The 15,670-nt window shown below is 61.6% G+C and carries 15 protein-coding genes; 5 read left to right on the top strand and 10 right to left on the bottom strand.

Annotated elements, in window-relative coordinates; translation table 11 throughout:
* Positions 1 to 3: 3 nt before the first annotated feature.
* The 3 genes from ROE7235_RS14405 to ROE7235_RS14395 form a co-directional block, all read right to left on the bottom strand.
* Positions 4 to 291, bottom strand: a complete 288-nt coding sequence (locus ROE7235_RS14405; protein ID WP_121096206.1) for a putative quinol monooxygenase — start codon at positions 289 to 291, stop codon at positions 4 to 6.
* Positions 288 to 1,847 carry a glutamine-hydrolyzing GMP synthase gene (guaA, locus tag ROE7235_RS14400; protein ID WP_121096205.1) on the bottom strand — a complete coding sequence of 520 codons (1,560 nt, stop codon included), beginning with the start codon at positions 1,845 to 1,847 and terminating at the stop codon, positions 288 to 290. The genes ROE7235_RS14405 and guaA overlap by 4 nt, the downstream gene beginning before the upstream one ends.
* 87 nt (positions 1,848 to 1,934) lie before the next feature.
* Positions 1,935 to 3,164, bottom strand: a complete 1,230-nt coding sequence (locus tag ROE7235_RS14395; protein ID WP_121096223.1) for a glycerate kinase type-2 family protein — start codon at positions 3,162 to 3,164, stop codon at positions 1,935 to 1,937.
* A 91-nt stretch (positions 3,165 to 3,255) separates the two neighbouring features.
* On the opposite strand from ROE7235_RS14395, the gene fabG reads away from it, so the two are divergent.
* Together fabG and ROE7235_RS14385 are read left to right on the top strand one after the other, a co-directional pair.
* Complete coding sequence (gene fabG, locus ROE7235_RS14390; RefSeq protein WP_121096204.1) at positions 3,256 to 3,993, top strand: 3-oxoacyl-[acyl-carrier-protein] reductase; 738 nt, start codon at positions 3,256 to 3,258, stop codon at positions 3,991 to 3,993.
* Positions 3,994 to 4,117: 124 nt separating this feature from the next.
* Positions 4,118 to 4,351, top strand: a complete 234-nt coding sequence (locus ROE7235_RS14385) for an acyl carrier protein (protein ID WP_121096203.1) — start codon at positions 4,118 to 4,120, stop codon at positions 4,349 to 4,351.
* Between the two features lie 101 nt (positions 4,352 to 4,452).
* On the opposite strand, the gene ROE7235_RS14380 is transcribed toward ROE7235_RS14385, so the two are convergent.
* The 4 genes from ROE7235_RS14380 to ROE7235_RS14365 form a co-directional block, all read right to left on the bottom strand.
* Positions 4,453 to 4,986, bottom strand: coding sequence for a cytochrome b (locus ROE7235_RS14380; RefSeq protein ID WP_121096202.1), 534 nt, complete (start codon positions 4,984 to 4,986; stop codon positions 4,453 to 4,455).
* Between the two features lie 76 nt (positions 4,987 to 5,062).
* Complete coding sequence (locus ROE7235_RS14375) at positions 5,063 to 6,823, bottom strand: SulP family inorganic anion transporter (RefSeq protein ID WP_121096201.1); 1,761 nt, start codon at positions 6,821 to 6,823, stop codon at positions 5,063 to 5,065.
* A 105-nt stretch (positions 6,824 to 6,928) separates the two neighbouring features.
* Positions 6,929 to 7,705: a polysaccharide deacetylase family protein gene (locus ROE7235_RS14370; RefSeq protein ID WP_183073523.1), complete on the bottom strand. Its 777-nt coding sequence runs from the start codon at positions 7,703 to 7,705 to the stop codon at positions 6,929 to 6,931.
* The gene (locus tag ROE7235_RS14365) at positions 7,698 to 8,630 is read right to left on the bottom strand and encodes a glycosyltransferase family 2 protein (protein WP_121096199.1); all 933 of its coding nucleotides are present in this window, start codon (positions 8,628 to 8,630) and stop codon (positions 7,698 to 7,700) included. The genes ROE7235_RS14370 and ROE7235_RS14365 overlap by 8 nt, the downstream gene beginning before the upstream one ends.
* A gap of 187 nt (positions 8,631 to 8,817) precedes the next feature.
* Here ROE7235_RS14365 and purB point away from each other — a divergent pair, with 187 nt between their 5' ends.
* The 3 genes from purB to ROE7235_RS14355 all read left to right on the top strand — a co-directional run bounded on the left by purB (position 8,818) and on the right by ROE7235_RS14355 (position 11,554).
* Entirely contained in the window at positions 8,818 to 10,122 is a 1,305-nt protein-coding gene (purB, locus tag ROE7235_RS14360; protein WP_121096198.1) for an adenylosuccinate lyase, read from the top strand.
* A gap of 69 nt (positions 10,123 to 10,191) precedes the next feature.
* Entirely contained in the window at positions 10,192 to 10,356 is a 165-nt protein-coding gene (locus ROE7235_RS20180) for a hypothetical protein (protein ID WP_183073525.1), read from the top strand.
* Between the two features lie 106 nt (positions 10,357 to 10,462).
* On the top strand, positions 10,463 to 11,554 hold the full coding sequence (locus ROE7235_RS14355) for a FliG C-terminal domain-containing protein (protein WP_121096197.1): 1,092 nt from the start codon (positions 10,463 to 10,465) through the stop codon (positions 11,552 to 11,554).
* A 7-nt stretch (positions 11,555 to 11,561) separates the two neighbouring features.
* On the opposite strand, the gene ROE7235_RS14350 is transcribed toward ROE7235_RS14355, so the two are convergent.
* The 3 genes from ROE7235_RS14350 to ROE7235_RS14340 all read right to left on the bottom strand — a co-directional run bounded on the left by ROE7235_RS14350 (position 11,562) and on the right by ROE7235_RS14340 (position 15,441).
* On the bottom strand, positions 11,562 to 13,670 hold the full coding sequence (locus tag ROE7235_RS14350; protein ID WP_121096196.1) for a peptidoglycan -binding protein: 2,109 nt from the start codon (positions 13,668 to 13,670) through the stop codon (positions 11,562 to 11,564).
* A 2-nt stretch (positions 13,671 to 13,672) separates the two neighbouring features.
* Positions 13,673 to 14,863 carry a BAR domain-containing protein gene (locus ROE7235_RS14345; RefSeq protein WP_121096195.1) on the bottom strand — a complete coding sequence of 397 codons (1,191 nt, stop codon included), beginning with the start codon at positions 14,861 to 14,863 and terminating at the stop codon, positions 13,673 to 13,675.
* A 176-nt stretch (positions 14,864 to 15,039) separates the two neighbouring features.
* Positions 15,040 to 15,441: a DUF2852 domain-containing protein gene (locus tag ROE7235_RS14340; protein WP_121096194.1), complete on the bottom strand. Its 402-nt coding sequence runs from the start codon at positions 15,439 to 15,441 to the stop codon at positions 15,040 to 15,042.
* Positions 15,442 to 15,670: the final 229 nt, after the last annotated feature.

Genomic DNA, 15,670 nt, shown 5'->3' with positions numbered 1-15,670 from the left:
GTTTCAGCCCGCTGGGCCCTCGCTACGGGTAAACGCACGCGTGATATGGGCTGTGGCACTGCCCCATAGGCTTGCCTGAGTGCGCCTTTGATGGGCGTCAAATGCGTCGGCGCAGGTGAATTCTTCGGACACGTCCCACACGCGTCCACAGGCGCGGGGCGTCACGTCAAAGCGCAGGCATCCCGGTTCAGCACGACTGGCGGCGATATGCGCAGGTAGCAAGCGACGCACAAGTGCTGCCTCGCCCGTTGTGGCGCAGGTCAGGGTGCCGGTAAGCGTAACCCCACTCATTCCAGCTCGATCGTGCCGGGTGGTTTGCTGGTCGTGTCGTAGAACACGCGGTTGATGCCGCGCACCTCGTTGATGATGCGGGTCGCGGTTTCGCCCAGAAACTCGTGCGTGAACGGATAGTAATCCGCCGTCATGCCATCGACCGATGTGACCGCGCGCAGGGCCAGCGCATAATCATAGGTCCGCCCGTCGCCCATCACCCCCACGGTGCGCATGGGCAGGATCGCGGCAAAGGCCTGCCATATCTCGTCATACAGGCCGTGTTTGCGGATCTGGTCGATATAGACCGCATCGGCGCGGCGCAGTATCTCCAGCTTGTCGCGCGTGATCTCTCCGGGGCAGCGGATGGCCAGACCGGGGCCGGGGAAGGGGTGGCGCCCTATGAAGCTGGCGGGAAGGCCCAATTCGCGGCCCAAGGCCCGCACTTCATCCTTGAAGAGCTCGCGCAGCGGTTCGACCAGCTTCAGCCCCATCTTTTCGGGCAAGCCGCCGACATTATGGTGCGATTTGATGGTGACGGACGGCCCACCGCTGAACGACACCGATTCGATCACATCGGGATAGAGCGTGCCTTGGGCGAGGAATTCTGCGCCCTCGATGTCTTTCGCGTATTTCTGGAACACGTCGATGAACAGCCGCCCGATGATCTTGCGCTTGGTTTCGGGGTCGCTGACACCCTCAAGCTCGCCAAGAAACAGCTCGGATTCGTCGGCATGAACAAGCGGTATGTTGTAATTGTCGCGGAACATGGTCACGACCTCTTCCGCCTCATTCAGCCGCAAAAGCCCATGATCGACGAAAACGCAGGTCAGTTGGTCGCCGATCGCCTCATGGATCAGCACGGCGGCGACGGACGAGTCCACGCCGCCCGACAGCCCACAGATCACCTGCTTGTCGCCGACCTGTTCGCGGATTTTGGCAATCGCTTCTGCGCGGTAGGCGCCCATGGTCCAGTCGCCGGTAAACCCCGCAAGCGTCAGGAAATTGCCCAACATCTGCGCGCCTTTGGGGGTATGGTGGACTTCGGGGTGGAACTGAACCGCGTAAAAATGCCGCGCAGCGTCGCCGACGATGGCAAAGGGCGCGTTGGGGGATGTGGCGATCACCTCGAACCCCGGTGCAAGTGCTGTCACGCGGTCGCCATGGCTCATCCAGACCTGTTCGCGGCCTGCATCGAACAGGCCGTTGAAAATACGGTCATCGGCATGGCTGCCCGTCGGCTCTATATAGGCGCGGCCAAATTCCGCGTGGTGGCCCGATTCAACCTGGCCCCCAAGCTGCTGCATCATAATCTGCTGACCGTAGCAGATACCGAACACGGGCACGCCCATGTCAAACACCATCTGCGGCGCGCGGGGGCTGCCGGGTTCTGGCACCGAACCGGGGCCGCCCGACAGGATGATCGCCTTGGGCGCGCGCGCGGTCAGAAACGCATCATCCACGGCGTTGAACGGGTGGATTTCGCAATAGACATTCCACTCGCGCAGGCGCCGCGCAATCAGTTGCGTAACCTGCGAGCCGAAGTCGATGATGAGGCAGAAATCATGCTGTGTCATGGGCAAAGCGCATAGGGCAAAGGCCGCAGGTCGGCAAGAGGGTAGGGGCAAGGCGTCGCTCTGGCGCCGTCTGCCGTGCACCAAGTGTTAGTCAACCGCCAGTATCTGCAAATCCGCGACATTGGTGCCGGTTCCACCCGTCACCAGCAGATCGCCCGCAAGCTGCAAGGCCGCGTAGCTGTCGTTGTTGGCCAGCAATGCCTGAGCATCGCCGCCCGCAGCCTGAATGCGCGCGACCGTGCCGCCATCAACCACGGCCCCAGCGGCGTCTGTCGGCCCGTCGCGCCCGTCGGTGCCGCCAGACAAAAAGCGCCAGCCTGCCTGCCCCTGCAACGTCAATGCCACGCGCAACGCAAGTTCCTGATTGCGTCCGCCAAGTCCGGTGCCGCGCAGTGCAACAGTCGTCTCGCCGCCCAGCACGGTCACGCCGGGACGGTTGGCCATAGCCACGATCCGCGCGGCGGCTTCGGCCACGTCGCCCACCAGAGGCGTGGGGTCAGACTGAGCATCGGGCAGGGCGCGGGTCACTGCCGCCACCGATTGCGCGTTTGACCCGACCAGATGGTTCGCGGCCTCTGGCAGCGCGCGCGCTTCGGTCTCGGCACGCAGCACCGTGCGCACGGTATCGGGCACCTGCCCCCATAGCCCGGCATCTTCCAGCAGCCGCATGGCCTGCGCGCGTGTGCCGATCGGGGCAACGGTCGGGCCGGATGCGATGACGCGTAAATCGTCGCCCACCACGTCGGACAGGATCAACGCGGTCACGGGGGCGGGCGCAGCGGTGCGCAGCAGCCCGCCGCCTTTCAGTCGCGACAGATGTTGGCGCACAAGGTTCATCTGCGTGATGTCCAGCCCTGCGCCCAGCAGCAGGCGGTTGACCTCTGCCTTTTGCTCCAGCGTCACGCCCGGCACCGGCGCGGGAACCAGCGCGGACCCGCCGCCAGAGACCAGCACCAGAACCGCATCCTCCCGCGTTGTGCGCGCCAGCATTTTCTGCACCGCAAGCCCGGCTTGTAGCCCGTTTTCATCGGGCACGGGGTGGCCCGCAGCCAGCACGCGCGCGCCCGTGACCTGGCCCGCATTCTCGTAATTCGTGACCACCAGCGCGGCATGGGGCTTGGGCAGCACCCCGAGCGCGGCCTGCATCATCGCGCTTGCCGCCTTGCCGATGGCCAGCACGAAAATGCGCCCCTCTGGGACCATGAAAGCGCCGTCAGACAGCGCGCGCAGCACCGCTGCATGCGGATCGGCTGCCGCGACACCCGCCATGAAAGCGCTGTGCATCTGCTTTTGGGACACAGAAGGATTGTCGGTCATCTTTTGTGCTTTCATCTTGGCCTGCCCCTCAACTGCTTGTTATAGGGGCGGATATCAAGACAAAGTATATCCATCATTGGAAAGGGCGGCCATGTTCGAACTGACAGGAAAACGCGCACTCGTTACCGGAGCGTCTGGCGGGATCGGCGCGGAGATTGCGCGCACGCTGTACGCGGCAGGGGCGTCGGTCGCGCTGTCGGGCACGCGCGAAGCGCCGCTGGCCGCGCTGGCATCCGAACTGGGCGAGCGCGCCCATGTCGTGCCCTGCAACCTGTCGGACCCAGAGGCCGTGGCCGGGCTGATAAAGACCGCGACCGAGGCGATGGGCGGGGTGGATATTCTAGTGAACAACGCTGGTATAACCCGCGATAACCTTGCCATGCGCATGTCCGATGCCGAATGGCAGGATGTGATCGACGTGAACCTGAGCGCCTCTGCCAAGCTGATGCGCGCGGCCATGCGCGGCATGATGAAGGCGCGCTGGGGCAGGGTGGTCAACATCACGTCTGTGGTGGGGGCAACCGGCAATCCGGGGCAGATGAATTATGCCGCGGCCAAGGCAGGGCTTGTCGGTGCATCCAAGGCGCTGGCGCAGGAAGTGGCCTCGCGCGGGATAACGGTGAATTGCGTGGCCCCCGGTTTCATCGCCACGCCGATGACCGACGCGCTGACCGAAGATCAGAAAACCGCCATCAACAGCCGCATTCCGGCAGGGCGCATGGGCACCCCCGAAGAGGTGGCCAGCGCGGTCCTGTATCTGGCCAGCACAGAGGCCGGGTACATGACCGGCGCGGTGCTGCATGTGAACGGCGGCATGGCAATGGTCTAGGACGCGCGCACGCGGGGCTTGACGCAGCCGCGCAATCACCCTATTGGGCGCGCAACGCAGGCCCGCTAGGGTGGGCGAGGGACATTTCTGGGCCAAGGCTGGCCACAACAACACGAGGACTGACATGAGCGATATCTCGGATCGGGTAAAGAAGATCGTTGTCGAGCATTTGGGCGTCGACGAAGCCAAGATCACGGAAGGCGCGTCCTTCATCGACGATCTGGGCGCCGACAGCCTGGACACGGTTGAACTGGTCATGGCGTTCGAGGAAGAATTCGGGATCGAGATCCCCGATGACGCCGCCGAGAACATCCAGACCTTTGGCGATGCGGTCAAGTTCATCACCGAAGCCGCCTAAGCGATTTGGTTTAAGTTTCTGGCACAAGCCATTGAAACAGAACGCCACTCCCGATCAGGAGTGGCGTTTTTCTTTGTGCGGTCAACCTATGGATACCAGGATTATTCGCGAGCGGGCAAAATACGGGTCATTGCTCCGTCGCGCTTGAACCGTTGGTGCCAGATTGCGGCAGCGATATGCAGCACGACCAAGGCCAGCATCAGTTTGGACCCAAGCCCGTGCGGGATACGCGGCAGATAGTCACCGAAATCGGGCAGCGGGGTTGCGCTGCCGAAAAAGACGGTTTCTCCGGCGCCGGACAGGGCCATCATCGCCACACCCGAGAGCGTCATGACCAATAGCAGCGCATAGAGGGCGGCGTGACCGGCTTTCGCCGCAACTGCCTGCCAGCCAGTGCTCAGGTGTGCCGGGTAGCTGTCGGCGAATATCCACCAACCGATCCGTGCCAACGTCAGAGCCAGAACCGCCAAGCCAAGCGGCACATGCCATTGCAGAATGGTGATCTGGCGCGCCGCATCTTGCAGCCCGTCCATAAGCTGCCCTGTGACCATCAGACCCAGAATAGCAATCGCGGTCAACCAGTGAAACGCCATGGCAATGGTGCCATAGCGGGCTTGTGTGCTTTTCAGCGACATATTTGTCGTCCTTTATTCGCAGGTTTCGCGCGCGTGTTCCTTGCAAACGCAGCAAGGCCCGGTTTCCGTCGCGTCCTTAGGCAGAGCGCAAAAGCGTGTCGCAGCGGTCTTGTCCAAGGCAGTCGCGTGTCAGGTCGGGCGATAGTTTCGCCATCGCGTCGAACTGCGTCAGAAAGACTTCGCCCGTCAGGTCTTGCAGCAGATGCGCTCGTGAAAGCTGGTCCATGACCGGGCCTTTCACCTCTGACAAGTGGAAGGTGACACCACCATCCTTCAGCCGCGTGTTGATCGCTTCCAGGCTTTCGAGCGCAGACGCGTCGATATAATTGACCGCAGTGCATTGCAGCACGACGTGGCGCAGGTCAGGGTGCTCTGACAGCGCCTGCACGATCCGGTCCTCCAGCGCGCGGGCATTCGGGAAATAGAGCGATTCGTCCACACGGATGGCAAATACCGCAGGGTCGGTCGTAACCTCGTGGCGCTCGACATTGCGGAAATGCTCTGTCCCGGCCACTTGCCCGACGACCGCCATATGCGGGCGCGAGGTGCGGAACAGGAACAGCCCGAGCGACAGGCCGACGCCTGCGAGCAGGCCCATTTCCACGCCCATCATCAATGTGAACAGCATGGTTGCCGCCATCGCCGCGCCATCCGCGCGCGAATAGGCCCATGTGCGGGGCAGGGCGCGGAAATCCAGCAGGCTCAGGACCGCGACGATGATGATTGCCGCCAGCGTTGCGCGTGGCAGGAAATACATCAGCGGTGTCAGCACCATGATCGCAGCCCCGATGGACAGCGCCGTCATCGCGCCCGCAGCCGGCGTGCTGACGCCCGCGTCATAGTTGACGATCGTGCGCGACAAGCCGCCTGTGACCGGCATGGCGTTCGACAGGCCCGCGCCCAGATTTGCCAATCCCAGCGCGATCAACTCGTTATCAGGGTTGACCGATTGACGCTTTTTGGCGGCAAGCGTCTGGGCGATTGAAATACTTTCGACATAGCCGACAATCGCGATCATGATGGCGGGAACGAACAGCATCTGGATCAGCCCGGTATCGACCGGCGGCAGCCCGAATTCGGGCAGGCCGCGCGGGATCTCCCCAAGGATCGCAACGCCGAACCGTTCCAGCCCCAAACCCCAGGCCAGCAACGTAGAGATGACAACCGCGACCAGAAGTGCGGTCTTTGCCAAAAGTTTCGCGACCGGCGCTGAAATCCCGAACCGTTGCAACAGCGGCGCAGCGCCTTTGCGCGACCAGAAAAGAAAGGCCAGCAATGCCGCCGAAAGCAGCACCGTGGCCGGGGTAATGCTGGTGATGTTCGCGACCAGAGAGGGCACCAGATCGGGCAGCGTTTTACCCCCGATCGGTGCGCCCAAAAGATGGCGTAACTGGCTGGCCGCGATCAATATTCCGGCAGCGGTGATGAACCCAGATATAACCGGATGCGACAGGAAATTGGCGATAAAGCCCAGCCGGAACAGCCCCATTGCCAGCATCAACCCGCCTGAGATCAGCGCCAGCCAAAGTGCTGCATAGTGAAACTCTGCGCTGCCCGCCTGCGCCACAGCCCCTGCGGAAGCCGCCGTCATCAGCGCCACAACCGCCACCGGCCCCACGGCAAGCGGGCGCGAGGTGCCGAACACGGCATACAACAGCAGCGGCAGGATCGCGGCATACAGGCCCGCTTGCGGCGGCAGACCCGCCAGCATTGCATAGGCCATGCCCTGTGGAATCAGCATGATAGTCACGACAGCGGCGGCAATCGCATCATTGGTCAAATCGTTGCGCGTATAGCCGGGCAACCATGTCAGTATCGGAAGATAGCGCTTGAGCATTGGGCAAACCTGTATCTGGTTCCACCGCACACCGGAAAACCGGGTCGGGGGTGTCTGGGTTAGCCCCTATATATTCGCTCCACTACATATTGCAAGTTTTGAATATTATAGATGAGGCTCGGAGAGCTGCGACCAGACCTCTGCCACGGGGCGCAACTCTGCACCGCGCGAGACTGCGTCTTGCAGCAAGCGTTCCAGAATTGCGGGTGTCACGCCATAGGGGCTGGGGTTCTCGGTCACATCGTGGGTGAACAAGATCAGCCATCCCCCTGAATTTGCGGCATGTTCTATCAACCTGTGGGCTGCGGCCACATAGTCTGGCCGGTGACTGCCAAGGTCGCAGGCGAAAAGCTGCATACGGTCTGCAAACGCACGGTTCACCCCGCCACGGACCCCGCGCGCCGTCGTGACATGGGGCAGAAGCGCGCGTTTCAGGGGCAGGGTGGTTTCGCCAAACGGGTAGGCAAAATGCGGACTGGGCTGAGCGCCAAGAATGTCCTGCAAAACGTTGATATTGGTATCGATATCCTCAATCGCCTCGGCAATCGAAAGATGTGTCAGATCGCGGTGCGAATGAGTATGCAGCGCGATCTCGTGGCCCTGATCCGCAAGCGCGCGCAGGCGCGGCGCGGTGGTGATGGGGCCAGAGACACCATCTTGACCCAGCAGCCCCGTGGCGATGAAAAAGGTAGCCTGCGCTGAAAACTTCGCGACCAGTTCCACGCCGCGCGTGGCGGCTGTTTCGGGACAATCGTCAAAGGCAATGGAGACATGGAACCGCGCATCGGAACGCAGAATGGGCGCGACCCGGACCATGCCGGTCAGGCGCCGCGCAACGCGGCGCGACAGGGTCCGCCGCGCATCGTGGTCCGGATCATTCATGATACACCCATGCATATTGCGAAGCGCGATACAGTTTCAACGCATATAACCGCAACACCACCGGAAGCCACACAGAGAGCGAGGTCGCTTTGAACATGCGTCCCAAAACTCCCTGAAACGGAAGGTAGGACAGCGCATAAGATACCCGTGCAATCGGCATACGCGCGACATTTTCCGGGTATAACCGTTTGATCCTGCGAAAATTATCGACCGACTCGGCATATTTCTGGATCAGGATGTTATCAGGTTCCAGCCCCCGATGGCGCGCCGGATTGTCGATATGGTAAACCGGGCTTTCTTTCACAATGCGCCAGCCCCATTCGACATCTTCCCAGCCCCATGCCTGAAATTGCGGGTCGAACAAATGCCGTGTCACGATGGAGCGATGCACGAATACCGAAGAGCTGTAGACGTGGCGTCCGGGGTCGCGCGCGCGCAGCCGGGCCGGCTTGCATTCCGACTTCATGGATTGCGCCGCATGCAGGACGGTTTCAGGGGTCACATCCGCTGCATCGACCCGAAATCCGCCGACGATGCAGCAGGGCTCTGCATGCGCCTCGGCGGCGTCGCGATACCCTGTCACAAAATCGGGGCGGTCCAGCGACATGTCGGCATCCAGCATCAACACCCAATCCGAACGGACATCTTGCAGCATGACATTGCGGGCATGGGCGCGTCCGCAATTCCGCGGAAGCGTATGCAATACCGCAGGGCCGGGGTGACGGGCCAGGGCCTGAGCAACGCGCGCGGACAGATCGGGCACGCCGGAGCCGTCGTCGCACAGCGACAGCCGGTAGTTTTCGGCGCCGTCCTGTTGGGTCAGTTCATCGATCAGCGCCACCGGGTCATCCTTGAAGAACGGGATGCAAACATCCACACAGGCAGGCAATTCGTCATGCCAAGTCTGTTTGGTGGCGGACAGCATGCTGCCGAAATCTCCTAAAGTTCAAACCGATATCAGGCTAGCAAAACACGCAACCCATTGCGACATGACAAATATGCCCATAATCAGTATTATGTTAAATACACGACCACATCAGCGGCCCGCCTTGCGGCACCCTGCGCAAGCGGCTATCAGGCGCGCAACCGTTTATGATAAAAGGTCCGCCCGCATGATCCCGCGTTATTCCCGCCCCGACATGGTCGCCATCTGGTCGCCGGAAACCAAGTTTCGTATCTGGTACGAGATTGAGGCGCATGCCTGCGATGCGCAAGCAAAACTGGGCGTTATCCCGTCAGAAAGCGCGGCGGCGGTGTGGAAAGCCAAAGATGTAGAGTTCGACGTGGCGCGGATTGACGAGATCGAGGCTGTCACCAAGCACGACGTCATCGCCTTCCTGACCCATCTGGCAGAGATCATCGGCAACGACGAAGCGCGCTTTGTGCATCAGGGCATGACCAGTTCCGACGTGCTGGACACCACATTCAACGTGCAGCTTGTCCGCGCCGCCGACCTGCTGCTGGCCGATATGGACGCGCTGTTGGATGCGCTGAAACGCCGCGCGATGGAGCATAAATTCACCATTCGCATGGGCCGCAGCCACGGCATTCATGCCGAACCGACCACGATGGGCCTGACGCTGGCGCGGTTCTACGCCGAAATGGCGCGCAACCGCGACCGGCTGGTGGCCGCACGCGCAGAGGTCGCTACGGGCGCGATTTCAGGGGCTGTCGGCACATTCGCCAATATCGACCCTGAGGTCGAGGAACATGTCTGCGCGCAGATGGGGCTGCAACCTGAACCGATCAGCACGCAGGTCATCCCACGCGACCGCCATGCAATGTTCTTTGCCACGCTTGGCGTGATCGCCAGCAGTGTTGAGAACATCGCCATCGAAATCCGCCACATGCAACGCACCGAAGTGCTGGAGGCCGAAGAGTTTTTCAGCAAGGGCCAGAAAGGCTCGTCGGCGATGCCGCACAAGCGCAACCCGGTGCTGACCGAGAACCTGACGGGTCTGGCCCGGCTGGTGCGCATGGCGGTGGTCCCCGCCATGGAGAACGTGGCGCTGTGGCACGAGCGCGACATCTCGCACAGCTCCGTCGAGCGTATGATCGGGCCGGATGCGACGGTCACGCTCGATTTCGCCCTCGCCCGCCTGACCGGCGTGATCGACAAGCTGGTGGTCTATCCCGACCACATGATGACCAACATGAACAAGTTTCGTGGCCTGATCCATTCCCAGCGCGTGCTTCTGGCGCTGACCCAGGCCGGTGTCAGCCGCGAGACCGCCTATACATTGGTGCAGCGCAATGCGATGAAGGTTTGGGAGCACGGTGCCGATTTCCTTGACGAATTGCTGGCCGATGCCGATGTCCGCGCCGCGCTGAGCGAAGAGGCGATCCGCTCAAAATTCGACCTTGAATACCATACCAAGCATGTCGAAACGATCTTTGCTCGGGTGTTTGGCGCGTAATTTCAAAACATGTATTGAAAACGCAAGATTCGTGCTAAGCTCTCAAGCATTCAAGAAAAGAGGTGACGCATGAAACTGAAGACGACTCTCGCAGCACTCGTTCTCGGCTTTCTTCCGGGGATGGCCGCAGCCGCCGGGTGCAGTTGGCATCAGGAACAAACGGCAAATGCCTGCGCCGAAGGGCAAATATACGATACCGCAAGCGAAAGCTGTATCACCCCGGCCACCAGCTAACCCAAACGCCCCTCTTGAAGGGGCGTTTTTTAATGTACGTATACCGTTTGTTGACGGGATCGCGGCTAGACTGTGCGGGTGCTGTTTGTGATGGACCCACCTTGCCATGTCGAATTCGAAAAACGCGGTCGCCAATCCGCGCGCTGGGGCACCGTCTCCGTCGGCTGCCGGGGCGTCCTTCGCCCCCCGCGCCCGCACCGATCACCTGACAGGGGCCCAAAAAGCGGCGGTCATCGTCCGTGTTCTGCTGGCAGAGGGTGTGAACTTCCCGTTTTCCAGCATCCCGGCGCAGGACCAGACGGACATGACGCGCGCGCTCGCGTCTTTGCGGCTGATTGATCGGCCCACAATGTGCGCGGTGATAGATGAATTCGTGGAAATGCTGGATCAGGTCGGCATGTCCTTTCCCGAAAATATAGAAGACGCGCTCTCTTTGTTGGATGGCAAACTGGATGCGCAGGCAACCCGGCAGTTGCGCGCACTGTCGCGGGGTGGCGACGTTGATGATCCTTGGACGGATATCGAACTGACCGAGGTGGCTGATCTGACGGCCATATTGAAACAGGAAAGCACGCTGGTCGGCGCAGTGGTTCTGTCAAAACTCAGCACCGACAAGGCCGCGGCCCTTCTTGGCGCCCTGCCCGGCGATCTGGCACAAACGCTGGCGCTTGCAATCTCTCGGACAGAAGCAATCGCGCCCGATGCGGTGGCCCGGATCGGGCGCGCGCTGGCAGACCAACTCTGCGACAAGCCGCTCCGGGCCTTTGACAGTCCGTCGAGCAGGCGGATCGGGGAAATCCTCAATTCTTCTCCGTCGGCGTTGCGCGATCAGCTTTTGTCTGGGCTGGAGCAGTCGGATCAGGGCTTTGCCCGCGGGGTGCGCAAATCCATCTTCACATTTCAGGACATTTCCACGCGTGTCGCCGCGCGCGATGTCGCTTTGGTCATGCGCAACCTGTCGGAAGATGACCTGCGCCTGATTCTGGCCGCCAATGACAGCACCTGCCGCGCAACCATGGATTTCCTGCTCGACAATATCAGCAAACGATTGGCCGAAGGCATGCGCGAGGATGCAGCCACCCTGCCCCGTCCCACTGCCAAAGAGCTTGACGCCGCACAGTCCCGCATCTCGGGGGCAATCCGCGCCATGGCCGATGCAGGCAATCTGCAATTTGTGGTTCAGAACGAGGACGAATAACCGGCACTTACCGCTCTGTCAGCTTCAGCTCAATCCGACGGTTCTGGGCACGGGCCTCGGGCGTGTTGGCGGTGTTGACGGGACGGTATTCGCCAAAACCGGTTGCCGCCAACCGCTCGGGCGGAAAGCCAAGACTGTCGGTCATGAACCGCACCACGGACAAGGCGCGCTCTTGGCTCAACTCCCAGTTGTCGGCAAATTCTGCGCCGGGGGCCAAGGCAAGGTTGTCGGTATGGCCATCAACCCGCAATATCCAGTCAATATCGGGCGGAATGCGGTCAGAGACCTCGCGCAGGATGCGCACCACATTGGCGATTTGCGCGCGTCCGGCATCCGACAGTTCCGCAGATCCCAATTCAAACAGCACCTCTGACGAAAACACGAAGCGGTCGCCCACAACCTGTATCTCATCGCGGCCTTCGAGCACGTCGCGCAGGCGTCCGAAAAACTCTGACTGGAACCGCTCCAGCCTGCGCCGTTCGGCCGCTTCCAGATCGGCGCGCGCTTTTTGTTCTGCTGCCAATTCCGCCAGCGCAAGGTTCAATTCCGAGCCGAGCGATTTAATCTGTGTGTCAGCCGCCTCCGCCCGCGCGCGGGCTTCTCCCAGAAGGTCTTGAAGCCCGCCAACCTGCCCGCGCAGCGCAGAGACCTGCTGGTTCAGCACTTCAAGCTGTCGTGCATCCTCGGTGCTTGCGGCGTCTTGCTCGGCAAGCGTGCTGCGCGCCAATGACAAAAGCGCCGCAACGCGCTCGCGGTCGCTGATCTCGCGGTCCAGTTCGGCCTCCAGATCATCTTGCGCGCTTCTTGCTGCAGCCAGCAGGGTCAGGGTTTCTTCGGCCCGCGCGCGCTCTTCTTCCAGCGCAAGCGTCAAGGCTGTCAATTCTGCATCGGCCTCCTCCAAGCGGGCCCGCAAGGCTTCGGCGGCGGCAACATCTGCGAGGCGCGCGCGCTCCTCTTCGTTCAACGCGCCTTCGGTCTGGGCCAGCCTTTCGCGCAATGCTTCCGCTGCTGCCGCTTCGGCCAGCCGTGCGCGTTCCGCGTCGGAGAGGTCAGCTTCCAGTGTCTGGATCTGTGTTCGCAAATTGGCTTGTGCCTGTGCGCCGTCCTCTTGCGCCGCAGCCAATTCCTCGGCCCGCGCCTGCGCCGCAACGCGCAGTGCTGCTTCTTCGGTAAGGCGATTTTCGATCGCTGCAAGTTCTTGCGCAAGTTGCTCTGCCCGCGCCAGTGCCGTGATACGCGCGGCCTCTTCCAAGGTCAGTTCGGATTGCGCCGCCTCCAGATCCGCGCGCAAGGTGTCAGACGCAGTTTCTGTTGCGTTCAGGCTATCAAGCGTTGCGGTCAACCGCGCCTGCAACTCGGCCTCTGAATCGGCCGTTTGGGCCAGCAAATCCTGCAAGCGCGCGCGTTCGCCCGCCAAGGCCGCACTGGCCTCCTCTGCGGTTTGCAGCTGCGCGGCCAGTTGCGCAAGCGAGACATCTTTCGCCGCCGCCTCTGCCTGTGCGTCGGCCAGCGCCGCCGCTATCGCATCAGCGCGCGCTGCTGCCAGACGCGCGGCCTCTGTCTCTACGTCCAACTCGTCGCGCAGGTTGGACAAGGCCAGTTGCAAGGCCTCTTGCTCGTTGATCAACCGGCGCTGTGCGGCATCCATTTCGGCCAGTTCAGCCGTCAGCGCCTCGCCCTCGGCCAAGGCCGTGTCGCGCGCCCCGATCAGGGCGGCAACCTGCGCTTCGAAATCGGTAATGCGGGCGCTGGCCTCCGCGAGCGCGTCGTCTCGCGTGGCCAGATCGCGGGTCAGGCCCGAAATTGTCGCAAGTTGGGAGGCAATCTGTGCCTCTGCGCCGCCAAGTTCGTCTTGCAGGCCAGAGACTTGCCCTTCCAACGCATCGACCCGCGCGCGCGACAGCCCCAAAGCATTGGCCAATTGCGCGACCTCTGCGCTCAGCCCCTGCAATTGCGTGTCTTGCGCGCTGATCGTGTCGCGCAGCACGAATTGAACGATCATGAAAATCGACAGCACGAACATCAGCACCAGCAAAAGAGCTGTCATCGCATCGACAAAACCCGGCCAGATCGCACCGCTGACATCGCGTTGGGACCCCCTGCGCGACAACGCCATGGCTACGCCCCGTCCTTGCGCGCCGTTCCAAAGCCTGACCGCGACAATTGCCGCACAGCCAGTGTAAGGGTCGAGAGGTCAGAGCGCAGGTCCGCCGTCGTTTCCAGCCGTCCTGCCGAAAGCTCTTCGGCTATTCGCAAAAGCTGACCGTCGATATTGCGCAGGCGCAGCCGGATTTCGGCATCCGAATGCGGGCCACCCTGACCGTCATCGCGCTGGTAATAGGCCAGGATCTGTTCTTGCCCCGCCGCGATCCGTTCCAGCGCCGGGTCGTTCCCGCCCATGCTGCCGCCGGCCAGCCGGTCAATCGCCTCTACCAGCAAGCCCAGGGCCTGATCGAGCTGTGCGCGTTCGGTGTCGGCCTGAAGCTGCTGGCGGCGCATCCCCTCCATCTGTTCGGCCATCGAATCAAGAACCTGCACGATCGCGCCCAGTTCCTGACCCTGATCGACATCGCCACCGGCAAAGCCCAACCGCGTGATAGAGGACAGCCATTCTTCCAACTGCCGGTAGAACCGGTTTTGACCGTGGCCCGCGAACAATTCCAGCAGCCCGACGACGAGTGATCCTGCAAGCCCCAGAAGCGATGAGGAAAACGCCGTCCCCATGCCGCCCAGTTGCGCTTCCAGCCCGGACATGAGGTTAGAGAACACGTCGATGCCGGTCTGGTTTTCGTCCGGCGCAAGCGAGCGAATGGTCTCCACCACCGCTGGCACGGTTGTCGCAAGCCCGTAGAACGTGCCCAAAAGGCCAAGGAAAATCAGAAGGTTGATGATGTAGCGCGTAATGTCGCGCAATTCGTCCAGCCGCGTCGCGACCGAATCGAGGATAGATTGTGCCGAGGCCGAACCGATCTGCGCCCCCCTGCCCCGCCCGCGCAGCAGCGCCGCAAGTGGCATCAGCAAGCCCGGCGGGACAGTTGCTTCATGCCCCGCGCGCTCTGCCGCGAAACCCTCGATCCAGACGATAGAACGGTTAAGCTGGATGACCTGCCAGAACGTGGCCAGTACCCCGACCACGAACACGCAGAAAATCAGGCCGTTCAGCCAGACATTGGCCAGAAATATGCCAGAGACGCGCGGGTAAGCCACATAGGACCCGACAGCGACCAGACCGATGACAAGCAACATCATCACGATCTGGCGCACGGGCCGCGAAAACTGTGTCTTTACCCCAAATTGGGATCTGGCCATGCTGGTTTGCCTTGATCCATGCGCGCGCTTTCACAGTAAGGGGGCAGCCTGCGCCTGCCAACCACCATTCGCAGCAAAGCGCGCAAAATATTGTGTCATGCGGCCAAGTGACCACAACGCGAAAACCGCCCCTTGATGGGGCGGTTCCTGGGTCGCTCTACCGACACTGGCACGGGTTAACCCATTGGCGAGGTCTCTGCCACCTCTGTGTCGCGGCGTTTGCGGTTGTCGGCCATGAACTGGTCGAATTCAGCCTTATCCTTGGCATCGCGCAGACGGGTCAGAAACGCATCGAACGCGGCTTGTTCGTCTTCCAGACGGCGCAGCGTGTCGGCTTTGTAGGCGTCGAACGCGCTGTTGCCCGAAGAGGTGTTGGCAAAGCCGGTGGCGCGGGATTTACGGCAGGATGATTTGAACATGGATTTCCCCCAGATCATATAAGCAAGAAGAGCGAGGCCGATCGGCCAGAACAGGATGAAGCCAAGGACCATCGCGGCGATCCAGGCCGGTTTTCCGTATCCGTCAAGCCAAAGCTCCGCGCGGCGAAACCAGTTTGACGGTGCTGCAAGCGTTGTCATGTGTTGTTCCCCTTTCAAGGTTGTACTGTGTCCCATCGTGAATGTTATTCACATTTACATACTTGGGGATTGCAGCGCGGGGTTCAAGAGTTTTGTTACGAATGTGGCGCGACAGGGAATGTTGCACAGTTTGACAGGGATACTTGCAGCAGGTCCGTTGCAGACACCAGCGTGACAGTCGGCCTTTCAGGCAGCGTTAAACGCCCCGTTCAAATGTCGAGTGAACCCT

The sequence above is a fragment of the Roseinatronobacter ekhonensis genome (assembly GCF_900499075.1).
Lineage (GTDB): Bacteria > Pseudomonadota > Alphaproteobacteria > Rhodobacterales > Rhodobacteraceae > Roseinatronobacter > Roseinatronobacter ekhonensis.
This window is presented reverse-complemented; position numbering and strand designations above follow the sequence as displayed.